The organism is uncultured Polaribacter sp., assembly GCF_947501385.1.
GTDB lineage: Bacteria > Bacteroidota > Bacteroidia > Flavobacteriales > Flavobacteriaceae > Polaribacter.
On record NZ_CANMVP010000023.1, the window covers coordinates 14,341 to 34,846 of the forward strand.

Genomic DNA, 20,506 nt, shown 5'->3' on the forward strand with positions numbered 1-20,506 from the left:
ATATTATTTTGATTTACTATATACTTTCAGGAGTCCATTTGATTTTATTCGGTTGGGCTTTTTATAACATTTTATACTTTGGAATAAAACCCTCTAAGTCTTTAAGCTGGATTCTTATTTGCTTCTTTTTTCCATTTATTGGGGTTTTTACTTTTTTACTTTTCGGTATCAATCGAAGGAAAATTAAATTTTTAGAATTAAAAGAAACAAAGAAAAGAAAGAAATATATTAAAAGTACTTTTAAAAATACAGAGAATCAACATACAGATAAGCTAGAAAGCAGAAAAGCAGAAAAAATATCGAATCTTATTTACAATAACACTGGCATTCCTCTAGAAGTTCATAATAAAGTTCAGGTTTTAAAAAATGGGAAAGAAGCTTTCGACGTTCTTTTTGAAGCCATAAAAAACGCAAAAGAATTCATCCACCTACAATATTATATTATTGAAGAAGGAAAAATACTTACTGAATTATTAGAAATCATAAGACAGAAGAGAAAAGAAAATGTAGAAGTTAAAATTTTGTACGATGCCATTGGAAGTTTTCATCTAAAAAGTAAAATAAAAAAAGAATTGAAAGAAATTGGTGTAGAAATACACCCAGAATTACCCTTAAGTTATGGTAATTTTATATTTACGCTTAATTATAGAAACCACAGAAAAATTTGTGTTATCGATAATAAAATTGGTTTTACAGGTGGTGTAAATATTACAGATGAATATATAAATGATGACGATTTTTTAGGAATTTGGCAAGATGCTCATATAAAAATTGAAGGAGATGCTGTAGCCAATTTGCATAAGTCTTTTTTAAAAGATTATTACTATGCAACAGAAATAGACTTAGGTAAAGAAGAAAGATATACTAAGGTTCATAAAGCAGCTAGTGATAAAAAGATTCATATTGTTTCTAGTGGTCCAGATTATGAACAATCTGTAGTAATGCAACAATATTTAAGCTTTATCAATTTAGCTGAAAAAAGTATTTGTGTCTTAAACCCTTATTTTGTGCCAACTTTCCCTATTCTAGAAGCTTTTAAAATTGCCGCATTAAGTGGTGTAAAAGTGACTTTATTATTGCCAGAAAAAAGCGATTCTAAAGTAGCAACTTACAGCATGTATTCTTACTTTGAAAGCTTGTTAAAAGCTGGTGTGGAGATTTATTTAAGAGAAGATTTTGCGCATAGTAAAGTAATTTTTATTGATGATAAAATTACTTCTATAGGTTCTACTAATTTTGACTGTAGAAGTTTTGAGCATAATTATGAATTGAATGCCATAATTTTTGACAAAGAAATAACTTCAGAAGTTAGAGAAGAATTCAATTTAAGAAAAGAAAAAGCCAACAAAATAGATCTAGATGAATTTTTAGACAGATCTAATAAGCAAAAAACATTAGAACGTTTGTGTCGTTTTTTCAGCCCTTTATTGTAGATTTTATGACGCTCAAAAATTTTAAGCTATTTCTTAATCAAGAACTTTTAAAAAACTATCCAAAAACAGAAATTGATTCACTTTTCTTTATTCTTGTTGAAGAAAAACTCAACCTTAAAAGAATAGATACTGTATTAGCACCAAATTTTTTAATTTCTAATGAAAATTTATTTGATTTAAAAAATAGTATTCAACGCTTAAAAAAAGAAGAACCTATTCAATATATTTTAGGAAAAACAGAATTTTATGGTTTGCCGTTTATTGTTGATGAAAATACTTTAATACCAAGACCAGAAACTGAAGAATTGGTAGCGTGGATTTTATTAGAAATTAAAAAGCTAAGAAGTAAGAAAACAGATCTTAATTCGGCTAAGAGCGAAGAAAAAGTTTTATCTATTTTAGATATAGGTACAGGAACGGGCTGTATACCTATTTCTTTAGCTAAAAACACAAACAATACAAAAATTTCAGCCATTGATATTTCTACTGAAGCTCTAAAAATTGCGAAACAAAATACAGTTTTAAATAAAGTTGAAGTTGAATTTATTGAATTAGATATTTTACAGACAGAAAATCTAAATAAAATGGCTGTTCGAGCGCAGTCAAGAACCTCTTTAAATAATAAATTCGACATTATTGTCTCTAACCCACCTTACGTTAGAGAGCTAGAAAAAGTAGAAATCAAAAACAACGTTTTAAGAAACGAACCCCATTTAGCATTGTTTGTAACTGATGAAAATCCTTTAATTTTCTACAATAAAATTGCAGATTTAGCCAAACAGCATCTTTCTAAAAACGGACTGTTATTCTTTGAAATCAACCAATATTTAGGAAAAGAAACAGAGTTAATGTTGCAAGAAAAAGGGTTCAAAAATATTGAATTGAAGAAAGATTTATTTGGAAATGATAGAATGATTAGGAGTACGTATTAATACCTGTTTTTAACAAAATATGTGGAAATTAAATTTATTTCACATAATTTTACATGTATCAACTAACCTAAACTTTTTTTCGATGTGTAATTTTAAACAATTTTTCAGTGCTCTTCATATATTGATATTTAAAAATTACCAATCATTATTCAAACAGTTATAAAAGCATACCAGCTTGCATACCATTGTTTAAATAATTTCATGTAATTTACCCTTTTTATGCCTTCAATTATAAAACGAATATGGCTGCTGCCGTGTATTACTTTATTTTTTATTTTCATTTCTTTAAAAACAGCAGGACAAAAAAATATAGAAAAAGAAATAAGTTTTACTAATTATAACATTTCTTACCTCAAAGACAATAATTATAAGATTAATGATATTATTAATTCTTATACATTTATAAAACTTCCTAAAAGCAATAGTTTAGGAAAGAAAAATGGTGTCTATTGGATGAAGTTGAATGTTAGAAATTCTACATCATCGGAACTTATTGCTTACATACCAACACATAATATAGATAGAATAGACGTTTACAACCACTCGAATAATACTACAGATTTTATCACATCTACGGGTAATAGTATATTGAAAAATGATTTGGCTATTTCCTATAAATTTCCTGCTTTTAAAATTCTACAAAATAAAAAAATTCAAAGTACTTATTACTTAAAAGTTATTTTTCCTAAAGAAGCAAACTTTCCTCTTAAAATTTTATATAAAAAAGATTTTTTATCATATGTGATGGAAAAGAAAACAATAAATAGTTTGTATTACGGAACTGCAATAGCTGTAATTATATTAAACTTTTTTTTCTTCTTTAAATTTAGAGATAAAATCTATTTATATTATTTACTATTTCTTACTTCCCTAACATTCAATTTTTTATTGTACGATGGTTCATTAATAGGATATTTTAGAGGGAATGATACGTACTATAAATTGGAATTTTTAATTCACATTTCTAATGAAATTTGGTTTTTACTTTTTTCAGTTAAATTTTTAGACTTACATAAAAGACGACCTGTATTTACCAAAATAATATATTTATTCCCTATAACGGTATTACTTTTGTATGCCTGCTATTCTATAACAAATAAATTTATTTTTATTGCAATTGCAGATGCAGTGGGTATTTCTCTATTTCCAATATTGTGGATATTTGGTATTTATTATTTAAAAAAAATACCTTCTGCAAGATTTTATGTTCTAGGATATTTACTAATTATTCCTTTTTCAGTTTACTTTATTTTAGGGTATCCATTTGGATATTGGGAAGTTTTTGGAGATATGAATATTGTAAAAATTGCAAGCTGGCTAGATATGATTGTTTTTACCTATGCGATTAGCAATAAAATGAAAAACAAAATAGAACAAGAGCATAAAAACACAAAACAGCTTCAAAAACATATACGAGATAAAACTTCTAAAATAGATGGAAATTATTTTAAAACGGATTCATATTTAGCATTTTTAAAAGTAAACGACATCTCAAATAAACCACTTACCCTAAGAGAGGTTGAAATTCTAAGATATTTAAATGAAGATTTAAATAACAACCAAATTGCAGAAAAATTATTTATCTCTACCAACACCGTAAAGTATCATATTCGAAATATCTATTCTAAGATAAGTGTAAAAAACAGAAAAGAATTAAAAGAAAAAACCTACAATTTAAACACCTTAAAACCAGTTACTTATTTTTAAGGGTAGGAAAAACTACCCCCTAATTTCGATTGTAATTCATTTGTTTTCATCAATTTTACTGCTGGTAAAGTATGTTTAGAAATCAGTTTTTACAAAGGGGGGGTATTAATACCTGATTTTACAAAATTATTATAAAAACGTTGTTTTTCAACCTACTTTTACCACTTAACTAACCAAACTTTTTTACAATGAAAAAAAAATCATTACTCAAAAAGGGTCTGTCTTTGCCCTTTATTAAAAGACATGTACCAACAGTATTTTTTTTAAGTTTTGTCTTATTTTGCTCAAGCTTTAGTTTTGCGCAATCTAATATAGAAACACTTAAAAACTGGACAGCTCTAGAAGAAGCATCATTTCATTATGACGTTTCTTATAGTGTTGTAAAATGCTCCACTAATTCTAATGCAACCATTTTAATAAATGCTTTTAATGAAGATGGTACAAATCCTAAAGTAGGATTTACATTAGACTTTTCTGATAATAAGAACAACACCGCTCAAATTGTAGTAGCTCCTTTTGCTTCAAAATTAGGAGACATGTTTATTGCTTCTTGTAGTTCTAGCGAACATTCAAATTTAAAATTTGATTTTCCAGCAAACATAGAATTAGCTTCTATGAAGATTAAAATAACGTATCAAACAGAATAATGAAAAAAATATTATCAATAATAGTAATGATGGTCTGCTTGGGAGTAAGTGGAACATCAATTGCACAGTGTAACGATAGACCTATAATTAACGATTTTTCACCTAAAACAGGTTTTATAGGAAGTACGGTAACCATTACAGGTGCCAACTTTGATGCTACGCCTGCAAACAATCAGGTGTTTTTTGGAGCAACACAGGCTACAATTGTTGCTTCTTCTTTTGGAACTTTAGAAGTTAGAGTGCCAGAAGGAAGCACTACTGCTTTAATAAGTGTAAAGAACAACTGTAATTTAACAGCGTATTCTAAAACACATTTTAACGGAATTTTTTGTCCTACACCTTTAACGGCTACTTCATATCAAAATACTTCGCAAGAGTTAACAGGTATTTATGGTGCCTACAACATGCTTTCGCAAGACATGGATAATGATGGCAAGCCTGAAGTAATTTCTGCAGCCAATGGCGGAGGTATTACCATTGCTACTAATAATAGTACACCTGGTACTATTAACTTTGGAAGATATAACAATGGTTCAACTGGAGGCGCAGCACAATCTATTGCAGTAGCAGATTTTGATGGTGATGGTCTTAAAGACATAGTAACTAATAGTGCTATCATGAGAAACACAAGCACTGGTGTTGGAAATGTTGGTCTACTTTATGTTACAGATAGTAGATTAGTTTCTAACTATCAAGTTGGAGCGGGTGATTTTAATAATGATGGAAAAATTGATATCATTGGAGAAAATGGAAATACTGTTTGGATAGCTTTCAATACAAGTACTGGACCAGGAAATTTTAATTTTACAGCTAGACAAGTTGTTCAAAATGTAGGATCTAGATGTACTGGAATTCAAGTTGCAGATATTGATGGAGATGGGAAAACAGATTTTATAGCTTCTCAAGGAGGTGCTAACAGAGCGGTTTCTATAAGAAACACTACAGCTAATGGTAGCTTAACTGCTAGTTTTGAAAGTCCAGAATACTGGTCTTCAGATCCAACAGGAGCAGGAACATTTCCTTACAGAGCAATGATTGCAGATTTTGATAAAGATGGAAGAATAGATTTTACCTCTTGTAATTATACAGGAGCTACTAATACTGCAATTTGGAGAAATACTTCAACAGTTGGTAATATTTCTTTTGCAACAACAGTAAATATTCCTTCTCCTGTAAATAACTACAGAATTGGAGTTGGAGATGTAGATGGTGATGGATATCCAGATATTGTTACGAAATCTTTAGGAGTAAATGTGTTTTCTGTATATAGAAATACTACAAGCTCAGCTGGAACACCAAGTTTTGCTGCAAGATTCGATTATTCTTCTTCTAATAGAGCTGAAGTTTCGGGTATTGTTATTGGAGATTTAGACGGAGATTTTGTTCCAGATATTGCAACTTCAGGCATTAGTAGTAACACCATTCGTTTTCATAGAAACACAGGCGCGCAAAATGATGTTACGCCACCAACGGTTTCTTGTAGAAATATAATTGTAGCATTAAGTCCAGCAGGAACTGTAACAATTACAACAGAAATGATAGATAATGGTTCTGGAGATGCCTGTGGTATTGAATCTTTAGTTCTGTCTGAAACAACTTTTACTTGTGCTAATATTGGTGAAAACACCGTTACTTTAACTGCCACAGATGGTGCAGGAAATCAATCTACTTGTACAGCAATAGTTAACGTACAACCTGCTGCTATTATTGTAGCGGGTCAAAGTACCGTTTGTCAAGGAGAAACTGTAGAGATGAATGCAAATGATGGTGACTCTTACCAGTGGAAAAAAGACGGTGCAGTGATTACAAATGCAACAAATCAAAACTATATTGCAACGGCAACAGGAAACTATACAGTGATTGTTACAAACGCAGGTGGTTGTTCAGGTGAATCTATAGCAACACCAGTTGTAGTTAATGAAAATCCAACAGTAGATATTTCTCCAAGTGGTAATGCATTTCTATGTCCGCCTAATGGATCTTCTACTTTAACAGCTACAGAGTCTTCTATCTATCAATGGATGAAAGATGGGGTTGATATACCAAATGCAACACAACAATCTTATGAAGCAACCACCGTTGGTAATTATAGTGTTCGTGTAATCGATTTATTTGGTTGTTCTGCTATTTCTGATGCGACTATAATCACTGCAAATCCTGCAGAATTAGAAGTTTCTGGTAACGGAGATTATGGTAATGCTTTACCAAATCAAGATTATACCAAAACAATTACAATTAGCAATACTGGTTCTGGTAATTTAGATATTACAAATCTTCAAGTTAGCGGAAATGATGCAAGTGCATTTGCATTAAGTGGTTTTGCTGCTCCAGGTTTTATTGCCCCAGGAAACTCTGCTACGATAGAGGTAATATTTAATGCACCTAACATTACATCATATGCTGCATTCTTGAGTTTCAATTCTAATGACTGTAATCAAGGTTTTGTATCCTTACCTTTAACCGCAGAAATTACTTGTGAAAAAGCAGCGATAACTTCTACTTTAAACAATCTTGATGTATTTACAGATGCTGGTTTATGTACTGCTCTTATAAATTATGAAGTTATTTCAGAAGGGAATCCTACTCCGACCTTAACCTATATATTAACAGGAGCAACTATTGGTTCTGGAAGTGGAACAGGATCTGGCTTAATTTACAATTCAGGAACTACAACTATTTCTGTTACGACTGAAAATGCTTGTGGTATAGAAACTAAAGATTTCGTACTTACTGTAATAGACAATCAAGCACCAACTGTATTTGCTCAAAATCTTACAATTGAATTGGATTCGGCAGGGAATGCTTCTATTACTCCAGAAGCTATAAATAACGGATCTTTTGATAATTGTGCAATAAGCTCAATAACGGTTTCTCCAAACCAGTTTACATGTGCAGATTATGGAGATAATGAAGTTACGTTAACAGTTAATGACATCTACGGAAACTCAAACAGCGCCCAAGCAACTGTAACTGTTACAGATGGCTCAAGTCAAACTACTTTTAATCAGGCAGATTATGTGAATATTGGAAATTCCTCTTATTTAGGGAATTCTACATATAAATTAACGAGCGCTGTAAATGGTCAATTTGGAGGAGTTTGGTATCAAAACAAATTAAATCTTTCATCTGATTTCGAATTAGATTTTGATATTTATTTAGGAAATAAAGATTTCGGTGCAGATGGTATGGCTTTTGTTCTTCAACCTTTAAGCACCAATCAAGGTTCATCTGGTGGTGGTTTAGGATACTTAGGAATAAACCCTTCTTTGGCTGTAGAATTTGATACTTATAGAAATACAAGTGATCCATATCAAGACCATGTAGCACTTACTAAAAATGGAGATACAAATCATTCTACAAGCAACAACCTTTCGGGTCCTCATGTTGTTTCTAATCTAGAAAATGGAGCTTATCATAATGTAAAAATATCTTGGAAAAAAGATACGAATAGCTTTAAAGTAGTTTTCCAAGGAAATACTATTATTAACTATACAGGAGATATTATAAACACTATTTTCTCAGGTAATAGTGGTGTCTTTTGGGGCTTTACAGCAGCAACTGGTGGTCTTAATAATGAACACAGAGTTAAAATAAACACTGTTGATTTTATAGAAGAAGTAACCGTTTCAGAAGAATCAATTACTCCTGCTACCTGTTCAGATTCATTAAATGGCGCAATTGAGATAAACATTTCTTCAAATAGTCCGTGTATTACGTACAGTTGGAGTAATGGAGAAACAACTCAAGATATTGCAAACTTAAACCCAGGAGACTATACGGTTACTGTAAGTAAACCAGGAGGAACAAATATTACACAAACTTTTACAGTTCCTGGAGATACATTAGCTCCAAATGTAATCACTCAAAATATTGTTGTTGATTTAGATGCTTCTGGTAACATTTCTATTAGTCCAGAGATGATTAACAATGGTTCTACAGATGCTTGTGGTATTCAATCTCTTGCTTTAAATATCAACACTTTTAGTTGTGCTAACGTAGGTGTAAATGAAGTGCTCTTAACAGCTACCGATGTAAACGGAAACGTTGCTTCTCAAACAGCAATAGTAACTGTAAACGATGTAACCGCACCAATAGTGGTTACCAATGACATTTCTTTAGATTTAGATGCAAACGGATATGTAACCATTACACCAGAAATGATCAACAATGGTTCTTCTGATGCCTGTGGCATCAAAACACTTTCTTTAAACGCTGAATCTTTTAGTTGTTCGAATGTTGGTGTAAATGAAGTAATTTTAACGGTTGAAGATGTTAATGGAAACAAAGCTTCTTTAACTGCAAATGTAACGGTAAACGATGTGACCAATCCAACGGTTATTACACAAGCTGTTGCGGTAACACTTGCAAATGGCGAAGCTACAATTTCTACTCAGGATGTAGATGGCGGAACTTTTGACAACTGTACCTTTGCATTAGCTTTAGACAACGATCGTTTTACCTGTAATGATATCGGTGAGAATCTAGTAACATTAACCGCTACAGATGCTTCTGGTAATACTGCTGCAATGTCGGCAATTGTTACTGTTATTGGAGATATTCCTACGGTAAGTATCAATGATTTCTATGCTGTAAATACGCAGAAAGTAAATACTATTTTCTTAGGCTTTGCCGAAACAGTAAACCTATCTACAGTTGTTTCTGGAGGAACTGGTTTTACTTATCAGTGGACAACTTCTTCTGGAGAGCTTGTTTCTAACGAAGCAAATCCTAGTATTATGCCAGAAGTAAGTACCTATTACAATGTAACGGTTACCAATTCAAATGGTTGTTCTGCTAGTACCTCTTTATACGTTTGTGTCATTGATGCAAGAGGTTTTGATAGAAAGGGAAGACCCAACGGAAAAGTGGTGGTTTGTCATCATACAAGTGGTAAAAAAGGAACCAAACATGTAGAAATTGTTATTAGTAAGAATGCTGTAATGAAGCACTTAACACTACACGGTGTTGATACAGATCATGCAGATTCTTTAGGTGCATGTACTGCAACTTGTGTAGGTGGTGGTGCAAATGCAAAAGGAGATACCAAATCTAGTGTTGCTACAGTGCCTTCTTTAAATGATAATTTGTCTATTTATCCGAATCCTTCAAACGGTATTTTTGATATTAGATTGACTGCTGTTAGTTTAGACACAAACATCTTTCTTTTTGATACTACTGGTAAACTTATAGAACGCAAATTTATCTCTAAAGAGGAGAGTTCAGATAATATTGTAACCATTGGTAATTTTAACTTATCGTCTGGTTTGTATATCTTAAAAATAATAACTAAAAATGAAACGGTTAGTAAAAAATTAATCATCACTAAAGATTAAAAATTAATTACTATTTATTCTAAAAGGAGCTCTCATAGAGCTCCTTTTTTTATTTAATTTTATGAATAATTAATTCTTAATTTATCTATTTTTGCCAAATGGTTAAAGAAATTCAACTTCGGGTAAATTTAATAGAAGAACGTAAAGAAGATACGCTCTTATTCAAAGCTTCTAAGCAGTTAGGCATTGATAAAAAAGAAATTTCCGCAGTAAAAGTTCTACGAAAATCGATTGATGCTCGTAAAAAAGACATCATCTTTAATTATAAAGTTGCTGTCTATATAAATGAGCAAATTCCAGAAAAATCTGATTATACTTTTAGATACAAAGATGTTTCTAATGCCAAAGAAATTCATATTATTGGTTTCGGACCAGCTGGAATGTATGCGGCATTACGCTGTATAGAATTAGGATACAAACCCATTATTTTAGAACGTGGCAAAAATGTGCAAGAAAGACGTAGAGATATAAAAGCCATCAATCAAGATCATATTGTAAATGAAGATTCTAACTATTGCTTTGGTGAAGGTGGTGCTGGAACCTATTCTGATGGAAAATTATATACACGCTCATTAAAACGTGGCGATGTTAGAAGAATTTTCGAAAACTTAGTCTTTCACGGTGCAACAGAACAAATTTTAATTGATGCACATCCGCATATTGGAACCAATAAACTGCCAAAAATTATTCAGAATATTCGTGAAAATATTTTAAAATTTGGTGGAGAAATACATTTTGAAACCAAGGTTATCGATTTTGTTATAAACCATCATAAATTACAAGCTATTCAACTCCAAAATGGAGCAGAAATGACGGTAAATGCTGTCATTTTAGCAACAGGACATTCTGCCAGAGATATTTACGAATTACTACATAAAAAAGAAATTAGAATCAAAGCAAAATCTTTTGCAATGGGCGTTCGAGTAGAACATCCACAAGAAATTATAGATCAGATACAATACAATTGTACTGGCGAGAGAGATGAATTATTACCAGCAGCAGCCTATAGCTTGGTGCATCAAGTAAATAATAGAGGTGTCTATTCTTTTTGCATGTGTCCTGGTGGCTTTATTGTGCCTGCAGCCACAGCAAGTGGTGAAGTTGTTGTTAACGGAATGTCACCTTCTCGAAGAAATAACAAATTTGCAAATTCAGGTATTGTTGTTGAATTGGATATTGATAAAGACTTTAAAAAATACGATCATTTTGGCGAATTAAGAGGACTTGAGTTTCAAAAAGACTTAGAAAAAATTGCCTATTTTGCTGGAGGAAGAACACAAACGGCACCTGCACAAAGATTGGTAGATTTTGTAGATGGAAAAATTTCAACAGACTTAAATGAAACTTCGTATCAACCTGGATTAAATTCCGCTCCACTACACTCACTTTTACCAAAAATTATTGGTAGCAGATTGCGAAAAGGATTTGTTGGTTTCGGACAAAAAATGCATGGTTATTTTACCAATGAAGCGAATATTGTGGGGGTAGAATCGAGAACGTCATCTCCTATAAATATTCCAAGAAAAGAAGACTTAGAACACATACAAATTGAAGGTTTATTTCCTTGTGGTGAAGGTGGTGGTTATGCGGGTGGTATTGTCTCTGCTGCAATGGATGGTGAACGTTGTGCGGAAGCAGCGATTTCAAAATTATAAAACTTTTGTACTGCTAATTCAGTAACTATCTATAACTTTACAAGAATTTAAAGTTTATCAATGAAAATTACTATTGGTCGTTCAGACAAAGCAGATTTTCCAGAATTATCACTTTTAGAGATTGATGTGAAAATAGATTCTGGCGCGTATACCTCTTCTATACACTGCTCTAACATTAAAGAAATAACGGTAAACGGAGAGCCATTAATACAATTCACCTTATTAGATCCAGAGCATGCTTTTTATAATAATAAAGAGTTTACTTTTAAAAATTATGCGTCTAAAATTGTAAAAAGTTCAAATGGTATTTCTGAAAAACGTTTTATGATTCATACAGAAATATTTATTTTCAATCAAACGTTTCCTATTTATTTAACTTTAAGCGAGCGTAAAGACATGAAATTTCCTATCTTACTTGGAAGAAAATTTCTAAACAAAAAGTTCATAATCGATACGGTTAAGAAAAATTTATCACATAAATTAAAAAATAAAAATAAATGAAAATTGTAATTTTATCTAGAAATCCAAAATTGTATTCAACAAGTAGATTGGTGGAAGCTGCTGAAAAACGTGGACATGAGGTACTAGTGGTAGATCATTTAAAATGCAATATCGAAATTGAAAAAAGAGCGCCAAAGATATTTTATAAAGGAGAATATTTAGATGATATCGATGCCATTATTCCAAGAATTGGAGCTTCTGTTACTTTTTATGGTACTGCGGTAATTCGTCAATTTGAAATGATGAAAGTTTTTACCGCCGTTTCTTCCATAGCTTTGGTAAGATCTAGAGATAAATTAAGCAGTTTACAAATTTTAGCAAGAGCTGGTGTTGGCTTACCAAAAACAGTATTTACTAACTATACAAAAGACGTAGAACATGTTATTGAATCTGTGGGAGGCACTCCTTTAGTTTTAAAACTTCTAGAAGGAACCCAAGGTTTGGGTGTTGTTTTAGCGGAAACTCAAAATGCTGCGACTTCTGTATTAGAAGCCTTTAATGGTTTGGGTGCAAGAGTAATTGCGCAAGAATTTATTAAAGAAGCTGGTGGCGCAGACATTAGAGCTTTTGTGGTTGATGGAAAGGTAATTGGTGCCATGAAACGTCAAGGAAAAGAAGGAGAATTCCGTTCGAACTTGCACAGAGGTGGAAATGCAAATATCATAGAATTAACAGACGAAGAGGAAAAAACAGCTTTAAAAGCTACAAAAGCCATGGGCTTAGGTGTTGCAGGCGTTGACATGTTACAATCTTCTAAAGGACCTTTAGTTCTAGAGGTGAATTCTTCTCCTGGTTTAGAAGGAATCGAAACAGCTACAGGAAAAAATATTGCAAAAGAAATTATCCGTTATTTAGAATTAAATGTCGAATAAACCATTTAGCATTTTAGGAAAAGAAATTCCTGAAGGAAAACGTACCGTTTTAGATCTAAAAGTAGCCAAGTTGCATACAAGAACTACGGTAAATGTTCCTGTAATTATAGAACGTTCTTCAAATCCTGGTCCAGTTGTTTTATTATTGGCAGGTATTCATGGTGATGAAACCAATGGTGTGGGTATTATTCGAGAGATTATCGATCTGGGAATTAATAAGCCACAAAACGGCACCATTATTTGTATTCCAGTATTCAATATTTTTGGCTATTTAATTCAAACCAGAGAATTTCCTGATGGTCGAGATTTAAATAGAATGTTTCCAGGCTCTTCCAACGGTTCTCTGGCAAGCCAATTTGCCTACCAATTTACCAAAGAAATTGCACCCATTGTAGATTATGTAATTGATTTTCATACAGGTGGTGGTGAGCGTGATAATATTGCCCAAATTAGATGCAATAAAGACGATGAAAAAGCACTAGAATTGGCTAAGGTTTTTAACCCACCAATGATTGTTTTTTCTAATAATATTACAAAATCTCTTAGAGATACCTTGCATAAAATGGGGAAAACCATTTTACTATTTGAAGGAGGAAAATCGAAAGAATTGAACCCTACAATTATTAGCGAAGGTGTCAACGGAACAAAAAATGTTCTAATTCGTTTAGGTGTTATAGAGGGAAAAATAAGTGTAAGAGCAACACCTGTTTTTGTAAATAAAGCAAAATGGTTAAGAGCGTCTTATTCTGGAATGTTTAAAGTAATGGCCAAAAACGGAACGTTTGTAAAGAAAAGAGAAGTTTTAGGCGTCATTCAAGATCCTTTTGGTGAATTTAAAAAGAAAATTTATGCGCCAGAAGATTGTCATATTTTTTGCATTAATAAAACACCTATTGTAAATAAAGGAGATGCTTTATTTCATATTAGTTTGGAAGAGTAAAAATGATTTGGCAGTAGCATTTCTTATGGTTAGTTTAGCCAAAATAAAAATCAAATAGCTATGAAAAAAATCGTTTTATTTACCTTATTACTGTTTACTGTCATCAGTTTTTCTCAATCTAAAAAAAACGTTAACTACGATAAATTATCAAATCCAAATCCCAAAAATGATTTATCTACATATTTAGATGATTTGGTTCCAAATAAGTATTTGAAAAAAGCACGATTTCAGAAAAATAGTAAAAATATAATACTCTATTTCAATGTTAATAAAGAGCATAAGCCCTTTAAAATTTCTCTTTCAGCTTATCAGCCATCAGACTTATATAATTCAATTAAAAATGCTTTTAAAGATTATCCTTTAGAGAGATTAAGCATTGAAAATTTTGACCGAAAGAATAGATATTCTTTACAAATAATCTCAAAGAAAGGTAGGCGAAACATCTTTAATACAAGAAGAAACACCCGCAGTTTTTAATTCATGTGAAGATTTAGATTACTTTGAAGATATTAAAACTTGTCTAAAAGATGAAGTTGAAAAACACTTTTATCATTCACTAGATTTTTCTAAATTAAGTAAAAAAGAGACATTGCTTTTTGTTCAATTTGCAATAAATAAAAATGGTGAATTGGTAAATAAGAAATCTAGAGTCCCTGATGGGTTTATAAATGAAATTGAAAAAACCTTAAACTCTTTTCCAATTGTCAACAAGGTGGCAACTTTTAATAATGATAAAATTGAATCTCTTTATAGTTTCTCTATTAGAATTAAAAATGATGAAAAACCAGTCTATAAAGAGAGATTTTCCACTATAAAAAAAATAACAAAACCAACAAGAGACAATCTGTTTTCAACGTATTTATCTAAAAATTTACCTGAAGAAATTATCAAAAAAGCAGACTTAAATAGAATAAATAGTAGATTATCTATCAATTTCGAACTTGATAAAAATAATAGACCTTTTAATCTTAAATCTAATTCAAGGTCTGAAGAATTAGAAAATAAAATTTTTACGCTTTTTAAAAAGTACCCTACAAATAAATTTAACATTACAGATAGCAGCAATTTTAATAATTATGGTTTACAAATCCTTTCTTTCGAGGATAATGAAAGTAAAATTAATACGAGTACAACGTTGAGCTCTGAAAAACCTCCAATTTTTCCAGGTTGTGAGAATTCAATTAATATTAAAGAATTGAAAAATTGTTTTAGCAAAGGTGTTCAAATGCATTTTTCTAGAAAATTTGATGCTAGTTTACCAAATAGACTTGGTTTGAGCAAAGGAAAAAAAAGAGTTTTTATTGGTTTTAAAATTGATAGAAATGGAGATATAAACGATGTAAAAGTTAGAGCGCCACATCCTGCAATTACTGCTGAAGTGAAGAGAGTAATGTATGAGCTACCTAAGATTATTGCTGGTAAACAAACAGGAATAAATGTAGGCATAAACTACAATATTCCTTTTACTTTAATGGTAGATTAGTAATTCTACTAAATAAGATCGGCAAAATTATCCTACACTCTCAAAATGTAAATAAATCTTAAATATAACATTCCCATAGTATTTCAGTTGAATAACATTTTTGTCTCTGAAAATTTTTTCTATAATTTCAATCTTAAATTATTGAAAAAATTTACAATTTCCCTATGTCTGTTGTATCAGGTTTTCATTTAAAAAATAGAAATCTTCCTGAAAAATTGTCATTACATAAGGTAAATAAAGAATTATTTATGAAAAAAAGTCATTTTTAATTAATCACAAATGACTAACTGTCAGCTGTATACGTTTGGCATTTCATTTGTTTATCATTTTCAAAAATAAATGTTTAACTTTTAAAAATAATTATTATGACGCTTGTTAGATATCAAGACAGATTACCAAATTTTTTAGACAGATTTTTTAGTAATGATTTTGAAGGGTGGAATCGAAACAACTATTCAAATACAAACACTACGCTACCATCTGTAAATATTAAAGAAAATACAGATGCATTTTTTGTAGAGGTTGCTGCACCTGGTTTTGAAAAATCAGATTTTAAAATTGAACTAAATAACGATTTGTTAACTATTTCTTCAGAAAAACAAATAGAAAATGAAGTTAAGGATGATGAACGAATTTCAAAACAAGAATTTAGTTATCAATCATTTACACGTTCTTTTACCCTTCCTGAATTAGTTGAAGATGATAAAATTTCCGCTACTTACGAAAATGGCATTCTATCTCTTACAATTCCTAAGAAAGAAGAGGCAAAACCAAAGCCTATAAAGCAGATTAAAATTAAGTAATTGAATGTTTTAACCTAGGTGGCTAATTTTGCCACCTAGGTTTCTTAGGATTTACCTAACTTAAAAATTAGAAATTATGAAACATATAATCTTTATAATGTTTTCTGTTTTTTTTCTGGTTAGTTGTAATGCACAAACAAAAAAAGATTTAGATAAAAAACAAACCGAAAACGCAAAGCATAAGATTGAACCTAAAATTGATTATAAGGTGAACAAAGAATATGATGAAAACGGAAATCTCATCAGATTAGATTCTACCTATACCTATTATTATTCTAACATAGATACAGATGCGATGCTGAATGATAGTATTTTTAAAAAATTTAACAGACATTTTAATAGGAACAGTGCATGGAATCATTCACTCTTTAATGATTTTTTTAAACAAGATAGTTCTTTTAAAAACAACTTTTTTAAAGAAGATTTTTTTAGAGGAGATTTTGACAGAAATCAAGAAATTATAAACAGAATGTTACAAAAAATGGATTCTTTAAAAAATAAATTCTTTCTAGAACAGTTTCCGTTAGAAGAAAAAAAGAAAAAGTCAAAAGAAGATAACTAACCTATTTTACAATGTTTTATCTAAAATGCTCACCTCATTAAAAGCTGAGCATTTTTTTTATAAAACGCTTTTAAACAATAAAAAAAGTTTTTATGGAATATGTAGACTATTATAAATTGCTTGGAATTAATAAGAGCGCCTCAGAAAAAGAAATTAAGAAAGCTTATAGAAAATTGGCTCGTAAATACCATCCAGATGTAAATCTTAATAACAAAGAAGCAGAAAAGAAATTTAAGCAAATTAATGAGGCAAACGAAGTGCTAAGCAATCCTGAAAATCGAAAAAAATACGATGCTTATGGTGAAAATTGGCAGCATGCAGAAGAATTTAAAAAAGCAAAAGAACAACAAAAGCAACAAAACTATTCTTATAAAGGAGGTCAGCAAACCCATAATCCTTTTAATGAAGAAGATTTTTCCGATTTCTTTAGTGCTATGTTTGGTGATGGTTTTCAGCAAAAAAACACTAGAAGAGGTGGTTTTAAAGGGAGAGATTACAATGCCCAATTGCAGTTAAACTTAACAGACATTCTTGCCTCAAAAAAGCACACATTAACTGTAAATAACAAAAATATACGTCTTACCATTCCTGCAGGTATAGAAAATAGACAAGTTATAAAAATTAAAAATCAAGGAGAAAAAGTTGCAAATGGCGGGATAAATGGAGATTTATACATCGAATTTAACATCGTAAACAACACACCTTTTAGAAGAGATAAAAACAATCTTTATGTAACAGTAGATTTAGATGTATACAAAGCTATTCTAGGAGGAGATTTGATAATTACTACCATTGATAATAAAAAATTGAAATTGCAAATAAAACCAGAAACACAAACAGATACGCAGGTTAAATTAAAAGGAAAAGGAATGCCCATTTATAAAAAAGAAGGGCAATTTGGAGATTTATTTGTAAAATTTAAAATAAAAACACCTACAAACTTAACCTCCAAAGAAAAAGAATTATTTACACAGTTATCTAAATTAAGATAGATTATGACAACTATAGCAGTTAAACAGTTTTGTAAGTACTACAATATTCCTTCGAGTTTTATCGAATCATTATCTAGTGTTGAGTTGATTGAGATCATAGAAATCAAAAATTCTAAACATGTACGAATAAATGATATTCAACAAATTGAAAAAATGATGAGATTACATTATGATTTAAATGTAAATTTCGAAGCTTTAGACGTTATAAATCATTTAACATCTCAGATACATTCATTGCAACAAGAATTAATTGAATTGAAAAATAAAATTGATTTTTATCAATAAATATACACTAATTATAAAATATCAAAAATTATTCATTTTTTAAAATAACATTCCGCTAAGTTTTTACTTTAGTTTTCCGCATTCAAAAGCATTGACAAAACTTTCCGAAAACACAATTCAAAAATTCGCTAAAAAAGGTACATTTGCAACTATGCGAATAGATATTATTTCAGTAGCTCCAGATTTATTAGAAAGTCCGTTTAACCATTCAATTGTAAAACGTGCTAAAGAAAAAGGTTTGGCAGAAATTATAATTCACGATTTACGTTCTTACGGTTTAGGAAACTACAAACAAATAGATGATACACAGTTTGGTGGCGGCGCAGGAATGGTCATGATGATTGAACCCATTGCAAACTGTATTCGGAAATTACAAGCAGAACGCGTTTATGATGAAGTGATCTATATGACTCCAGATGCAAAAACATTGAATCAATCTACCGCAAATACACTTTCATTAAAAGAAAATATTTTAATTCTTACAGGACATTACAAAGGTGTAGACCAAAGAATTAGAGATCTATTTATCACCAAAGAAATTTCTATTGGAGATTATGTTTTAACTGGTGGTGAATTGGCTGCTGCGGTTTTGGTAGATGCAATTGTACGTTTGATTCCCGGTGTTATTGGCGATGAACAGTCTGCTTTGACAGATTCTTTTCAAGACAACTTATTATCTCCTCCTGTATATACGAGACCCTCAGATTTTGAAGGAAACAAAGTTCCAGAGATATTATTGACTGGAAATTTCCCTAAAATTGACGATTGGCGAAGTGATCAAGCCTTCGAAAGAACAAAAAATATTAGACCAGATTTGCTAGAAGATGAGTAGTATTCAAAAAATTACATCTTATTATAAAACCAACAAAGCAATTACCTGGGTTTTAGGTTTTCAAATATTTAGATTGCTATTGCTTCCGTTTATGGGGCTAATGCCGCAAGATGCATACTACTATTTATACGGACAAAATTTATCGCTCTCCTATTTTGATCATCCAGGGATGATTGGTTACATTTTAAGAGCATTTACAGATACTTTTGGGCAAACTGTTTTTGTTGTAAAGTTTGCAGACTTTACCATTACCTCTTTAACCATCCTAAGTTTTTACAAACTTTCTTGTTATTTTTTATCTAAAAACAGACAACACAAAGCATTCATTCTATTTGCTTCTACTATTTTTGTTTCTATTCTATCTTTTAATTCCACGCCAGATGTACCTTTATTACTATTCTGGACCTTGAGCTTAATTTGTTTGTACAAAGCAATTTTTGAAGAAAAAAAATGGTTTTGGATTTTAGGCGGAATTGCTATGGGGCTTGCATTCAACAGTAAATACACCGCCATTTTATTACAAATTGGTTTGTTTGCATTTTTATTATTCTCTAATAAATATAGAAAACTACTATTTTCTCCTTGGTTATGGGTTTCAATTATTATTTCGGTTGCAATTACATTTCCCGTTTGGTATTGGAACTATAAAAATGAATTTGCCTCCTTTGTATTTCAATCTTCTGCAAGAACAAATTCTATTAGTAAGTTCGAAATTTCTCCTAAAAATTTCTTTGGTGCCATTGGGCATCAACTCTTTTTATTATTGCCTATTTTATTTTTGGTCATTGTTACATTCACATTTAAATACATTAAAAGAGCTGTATTGAAGTTTAAACTTCCACAATCAAAAACACTATTCTTGTTAGCCTTTTTTGTTCCTACTTTTGTTGGGTTTTTCCTTATCACTCCTATTTATTGGGTAAAATTAAATTGGATGATGCCTTCTTATATTTCAGGAATTATCCTCGCAGGAATGTTTATCAGTAAAAAATTATTGAAAATTCAAATTATAATATCGATTGTTTTTCATGTATTAGTAGGTCTTCAAGTTATGTTCTATTTGGTACCTATTAAAAGTGATGATACTTGGGTTGGCTGGAAAGAATTGGCTTTAGAAACCGAAAAGTTACAAGAAAAATATACCAACACTTTTGTGTTTTCTAATGATAATTACAAAACAACTGCCTGTTTAAATTTTTTTATGGATGACAAAGTGTATGCTCAAAACATTATAGGTTTACCAGCATTGCATTTCGATTATTTAGGCGATAACTTAGCAACCTTAAAAGGAAAAAACGCATTGTTTATAGATTCTGATAAGCGTTTTAGAGATGCGGACAAAAAAGGAGAGGTGAATCCTTTACTGACCTCATACTTTAAAAAAGTAACTGAATTAGCGCCAATTATCATCAAAATAAACAGTAAAGAAGCAAGAAAATTTTGGGTTTTCTATTGTATTGATTATCAACCTAAAAAATAATTGATTTTAGTTTTATCAACTAAAAAAAAGTACTATTTTTGCACACGCT

The 20,506-nt window shown here is 30.7% G+C and carries 17 protein-coding genes; all 17 read left to right on the forward strand.

The features are described from left to right. Window positions 1–8 precede the first annotated feature (8 nt). The 17 genes from cls to Q0998_RS14670 all read left to right on the forward strand — a co-directional run bounded on the left by cls (window position 9) and on the right by Q0998_RS14670 (window position 20,457). Window positions 9–1,433, forward strand: coding sequence for a cardiolipin synthase (gene cls, locus Q0998_RS14590; RefSeq protein WP_299671027.1), 1,425 nt, complete (start codon window positions 9–11; stop codon window positions 1,431–1,433). A 5-nt stretch (window positions 1,434–1,438) separates the two neighbouring features. Then, the gene (gene prmC, locus Q0998_RS14595; RefSeq protein WP_299671029.1) at window positions 1,439–2,365 is read left to right on the forward strand and encodes a peptide chain release factor N(5)-glutamine methyltransferase; all 927 of its coding nucleotides are present in this window, start codon (window positions 1,439–1,441) and stop codon (window positions 2,363–2,365) included. A gap of 219 nt (window positions 2,366–2,584) precedes the next feature. Further along, window positions 2,585–4,072 carry a 7TM diverse intracellular signaling domain-containing protein gene (locus Q0998_RS14600; protein ID WP_299671031.1) on the forward strand — a complete coding sequence of 496 codons (1,488 nt, stop codon included), beginning with the start codon at window positions 2,585–2,587 and terminating at the stop codon, window positions 4,070–4,072. Between the two features lie 188 nt (window positions 4,073–4,260). After that, complete coding sequence (locus tag Q0998_RS14605) at window positions 4,261–4,719, forward strand: hypothetical protein (RefSeq protein ID WP_299671033.1); 459 nt, start codon at window positions 4,261–4,263, stop codon at window positions 4,717–4,719. Further along, window positions 4,719–10,052 carry an FG-GAP-like repeat-containing protein gene (locus Q0998_RS14610; RefSeq protein ID WP_299671035.1) on the forward strand — a complete coding sequence of 1,778 codons (5,334 nt, stop codon included), beginning with the start codon at window positions 4,719–4,721 and terminating at the stop codon, window positions 10,050–10,052. Before Q0998_RS14605 ends, Q0998_RS14610 begins: the two co-directional genes overlap by 1 nt. A gap of 98 nt (window positions 10,053–10,150) precedes the next feature. After that, window positions 10,151–11,707, forward strand: coding sequence for an NAD(P)/FAD-dependent oxidoreductase (locus tag Q0998_RS14615; protein ID WP_299671037.1), 1,557 nt, complete (start codon window positions 10,151–10,153; stop codon window positions 11,705–11,707). 60 nt (window positions 11,708–11,767) lie between these two features. Next, window positions 11,768–12,208, forward strand: coding sequence for a RimK/LysX family protein (locus tag Q0998_RS14620; protein ID WP_299671039.1), 441 nt, complete (start codon window positions 11,768–11,770; stop codon window positions 12,206–12,208). Then, window positions 12,205–13,080, forward strand: a complete 876-nt coding sequence (rimK, locus tag Q0998_RS14625; RefSeq protein ID WP_299671041.1) for a 30S ribosomal protein S6--L-glutamate ligase — start codon at window positions 12,205–12,207, stop codon at window positions 13,078–13,080. Before Q0998_RS14620 ends, rimK begins: the two co-directional genes overlap by 4 nt. Continuing rightward, a complete protein-coding gene (locus tag Q0998_RS14630; protein WP_299671043.1) occupies window positions 13,070–14,020 on the forward strand; it encodes a succinylglutamate desuccinylase/aspartoacylase family protein in 951 nt (316 codons plus the stop codon). Before rimK ends, Q0998_RS14630 begins: the two co-directional genes overlap by 11 nt. A 60-nt stretch (window positions 14,021–14,080) precedes the next feature. After that, window positions 14,081–14,497 (forward strand): hypothetical protein, encoded by a 417-nt coding sequence (locus Q0998_RS14635; protein ID WP_299671045.1) that lies wholly within the window; start codon window positions 14,081–14,083, stop codon window positions 14,495–14,497. A 112-nt stretch (window positions 14,498–14,609) separates the two neighbouring features. Continuing rightward, the gene (locus tag Q0998_RS14640; protein WP_299671047.1) at window positions 14,610–15,503 is read left to right on the forward strand and encodes a hypothetical protein; all 894 of its coding nucleotides are present in this window, start codon (window positions 14,610–14,612) and stop codon (window positions 15,501–15,503) included. A 365-nt stretch (window positions 15,504–15,868) separates the two neighbouring features. Continuing rightward, the gene (locus Q0998_RS14645) at window positions 15,869–16,306 is read left to right on the forward strand and encodes an Hsp20/alpha crystallin family protein (RefSeq protein WP_299671048.1); all 438 of its coding nucleotides are present in this window, start codon (window positions 15,869–15,871) and stop codon (window positions 16,304–16,306) included. A 76-nt stretch (window positions 16,307–16,382) separates the two neighbouring features. Beyond that, window positions 16,383–16,868: a hypothetical protein gene (locus Q0998_RS14650; RefSeq protein WP_299671050.1), complete on the forward strand. Its 486-nt coding sequence runs from the start codon at window positions 16,383–16,385 to the stop codon at window positions 16,866–16,868. Between the two features lie 92 nt (window positions 16,869–16,960). After that, window positions 16,961–17,860: a J domain-containing protein gene (locus tag Q0998_RS14655; protein WP_299671052.1), complete on the forward strand. Its 900-nt coding sequence runs from the start codon at window positions 16,961–16,963 to the stop codon at window positions 17,858–17,860. 3 nt (window positions 17,861–17,863) lie between these two features. Further along, on the forward strand, window positions 17,864–18,145 hold the full coding sequence (locus Q0998_RS14660) for a chaperone modulator CbpM (protein ID WP_299671054.1): 282 nt from the start codon (window positions 17,864–17,866) through the stop codon (window positions 18,143–18,145). Between the two features lie 151 nt (window positions 18,146–18,296). Continuing rightward, a complete protein-coding gene (gene trmD, locus Q0998_RS14665; RefSeq protein ID WP_299671146.1) occupies window positions 18,297–18,977 on the forward strand; it encodes a tRNA (guanosine(37)-N1)-methyltransferase TrmD in 681 nt (226 codons plus the stop codon). Then, window positions 18,970–20,457, forward strand: coding sequence for a glycosyltransferase family 39 protein (locus Q0998_RS14670; RefSeq protein WP_299671056.1), 1,488 nt, complete (start codon window positions 18,970–18,972; stop codon window positions 20,455–20,457). The genes trmD and Q0998_RS14670 overlap by 8 nt, the downstream gene beginning before the upstream one ends. Window positions 20,458–20,506: the final 49 nt, after the last annotated feature.

Excerpts from the sequence above, each read along its gene's own strand:
- prmC (WP_299671029.1), top strand. The coding sequence starts at position 1,439 with ATGACGCTCAAAAATTTTAAGCTATTTCTTAATCAAGAACTTTTAAAA.
- Q0998_RS14600 (WP_299671031.1), top strand. The coding sequence starts at position 2,585 with ATGCCTTCAATTATAAAACGAATATGGCTGCTGCCGTGTATTACTTTA.
- Q0998_RS14605 (WP_299671033.1), top strand. The coding sequence starts at position 4,261 with ATGAAAAAAAAATCATTACTCAAAAAGGGTCTGTCTTTGCCCTTTATT.
- Q0998_RS14610 (WP_299671035.1), top strand. The coding sequence starts at position 4,719 with ATGAAAAAAATATTATCAATAATAGTAATGATGGTCTGCTTGGGAGTA.
- Q0998_RS14615 (WP_299671037.1), top strand. The coding sequence starts at position 10,151 with ATGGTTAAAGAAATTCAACTTCGGGTAAATTTAATAGAAGAACGTAAA.
- Q0998_RS14620 (WP_299671039.1), top strand. The coding sequence starts at position 11,768 with ATGAAAATTACTATTGGTCGTTCAGACAAAGCAGATTTTCCAGAATTA.
- rimK (WP_299671041.1), top strand. The coding sequence starts at position 12,205 with ATGAAAATTGTAATTTTATCTAGAAATCCAAAATTGTATTCAACAAGT.
- Q0998_RS14630 (WP_299671043.1), top strand. The coding sequence starts at position 13,070 with ATGTCGAATAAACCATTTAGCATTTTAGGAAAAGAAATTCCTGAAGGA.
- Q0998_RS14635 (WP_299671045.1), top strand. The coding sequence starts at position 14,081 with ATGAAAAAAATCGTTTTATTTACCTTATTACTGTTTACTGTCATCAGT.
- Q0998_RS14645 (WP_299671048.1), top strand. The coding sequence starts at position 15,869 with ATGACGCTTGTTAGATATCAAGACAGATTACCAAATTTTTTAGACAGA.
- Q0998_RS14650 (WP_299671050.1), top strand. The coding sequence starts at position 16,383 with ATGAAACATATAATCTTTATAATGTTTTCTGTTTTTTTTCTGGTTAGT.
- Q0998_RS14655 (WP_299671052.1), top strand. The coding sequence starts at position 16,961 with ATGGAATATGTAGACTATTATAAATTGCTTGGAATTAATAAGAGCGCC.
- Q0998_RS14660 (WP_299671054.1), top strand. The coding sequence starts at position 17,864 with ATGACAACTATAGCAGTTAAACAGTTTTGTAAGTACTACAATATTCCT.
- trmD (WP_299671146.1), top strand. The coding sequence starts at position 18,297 with ATGCGAATAGATATTATTTCAGTAGCTCCAGATTTATTAGAAAGTCCG.
- Q0998_RS14670 (WP_299671056.1), top strand. The coding sequence starts at position 18,970 with ATGAGTAGTATTCAAAAAATTACATCTTATTATAAAACCAACAAAGCA.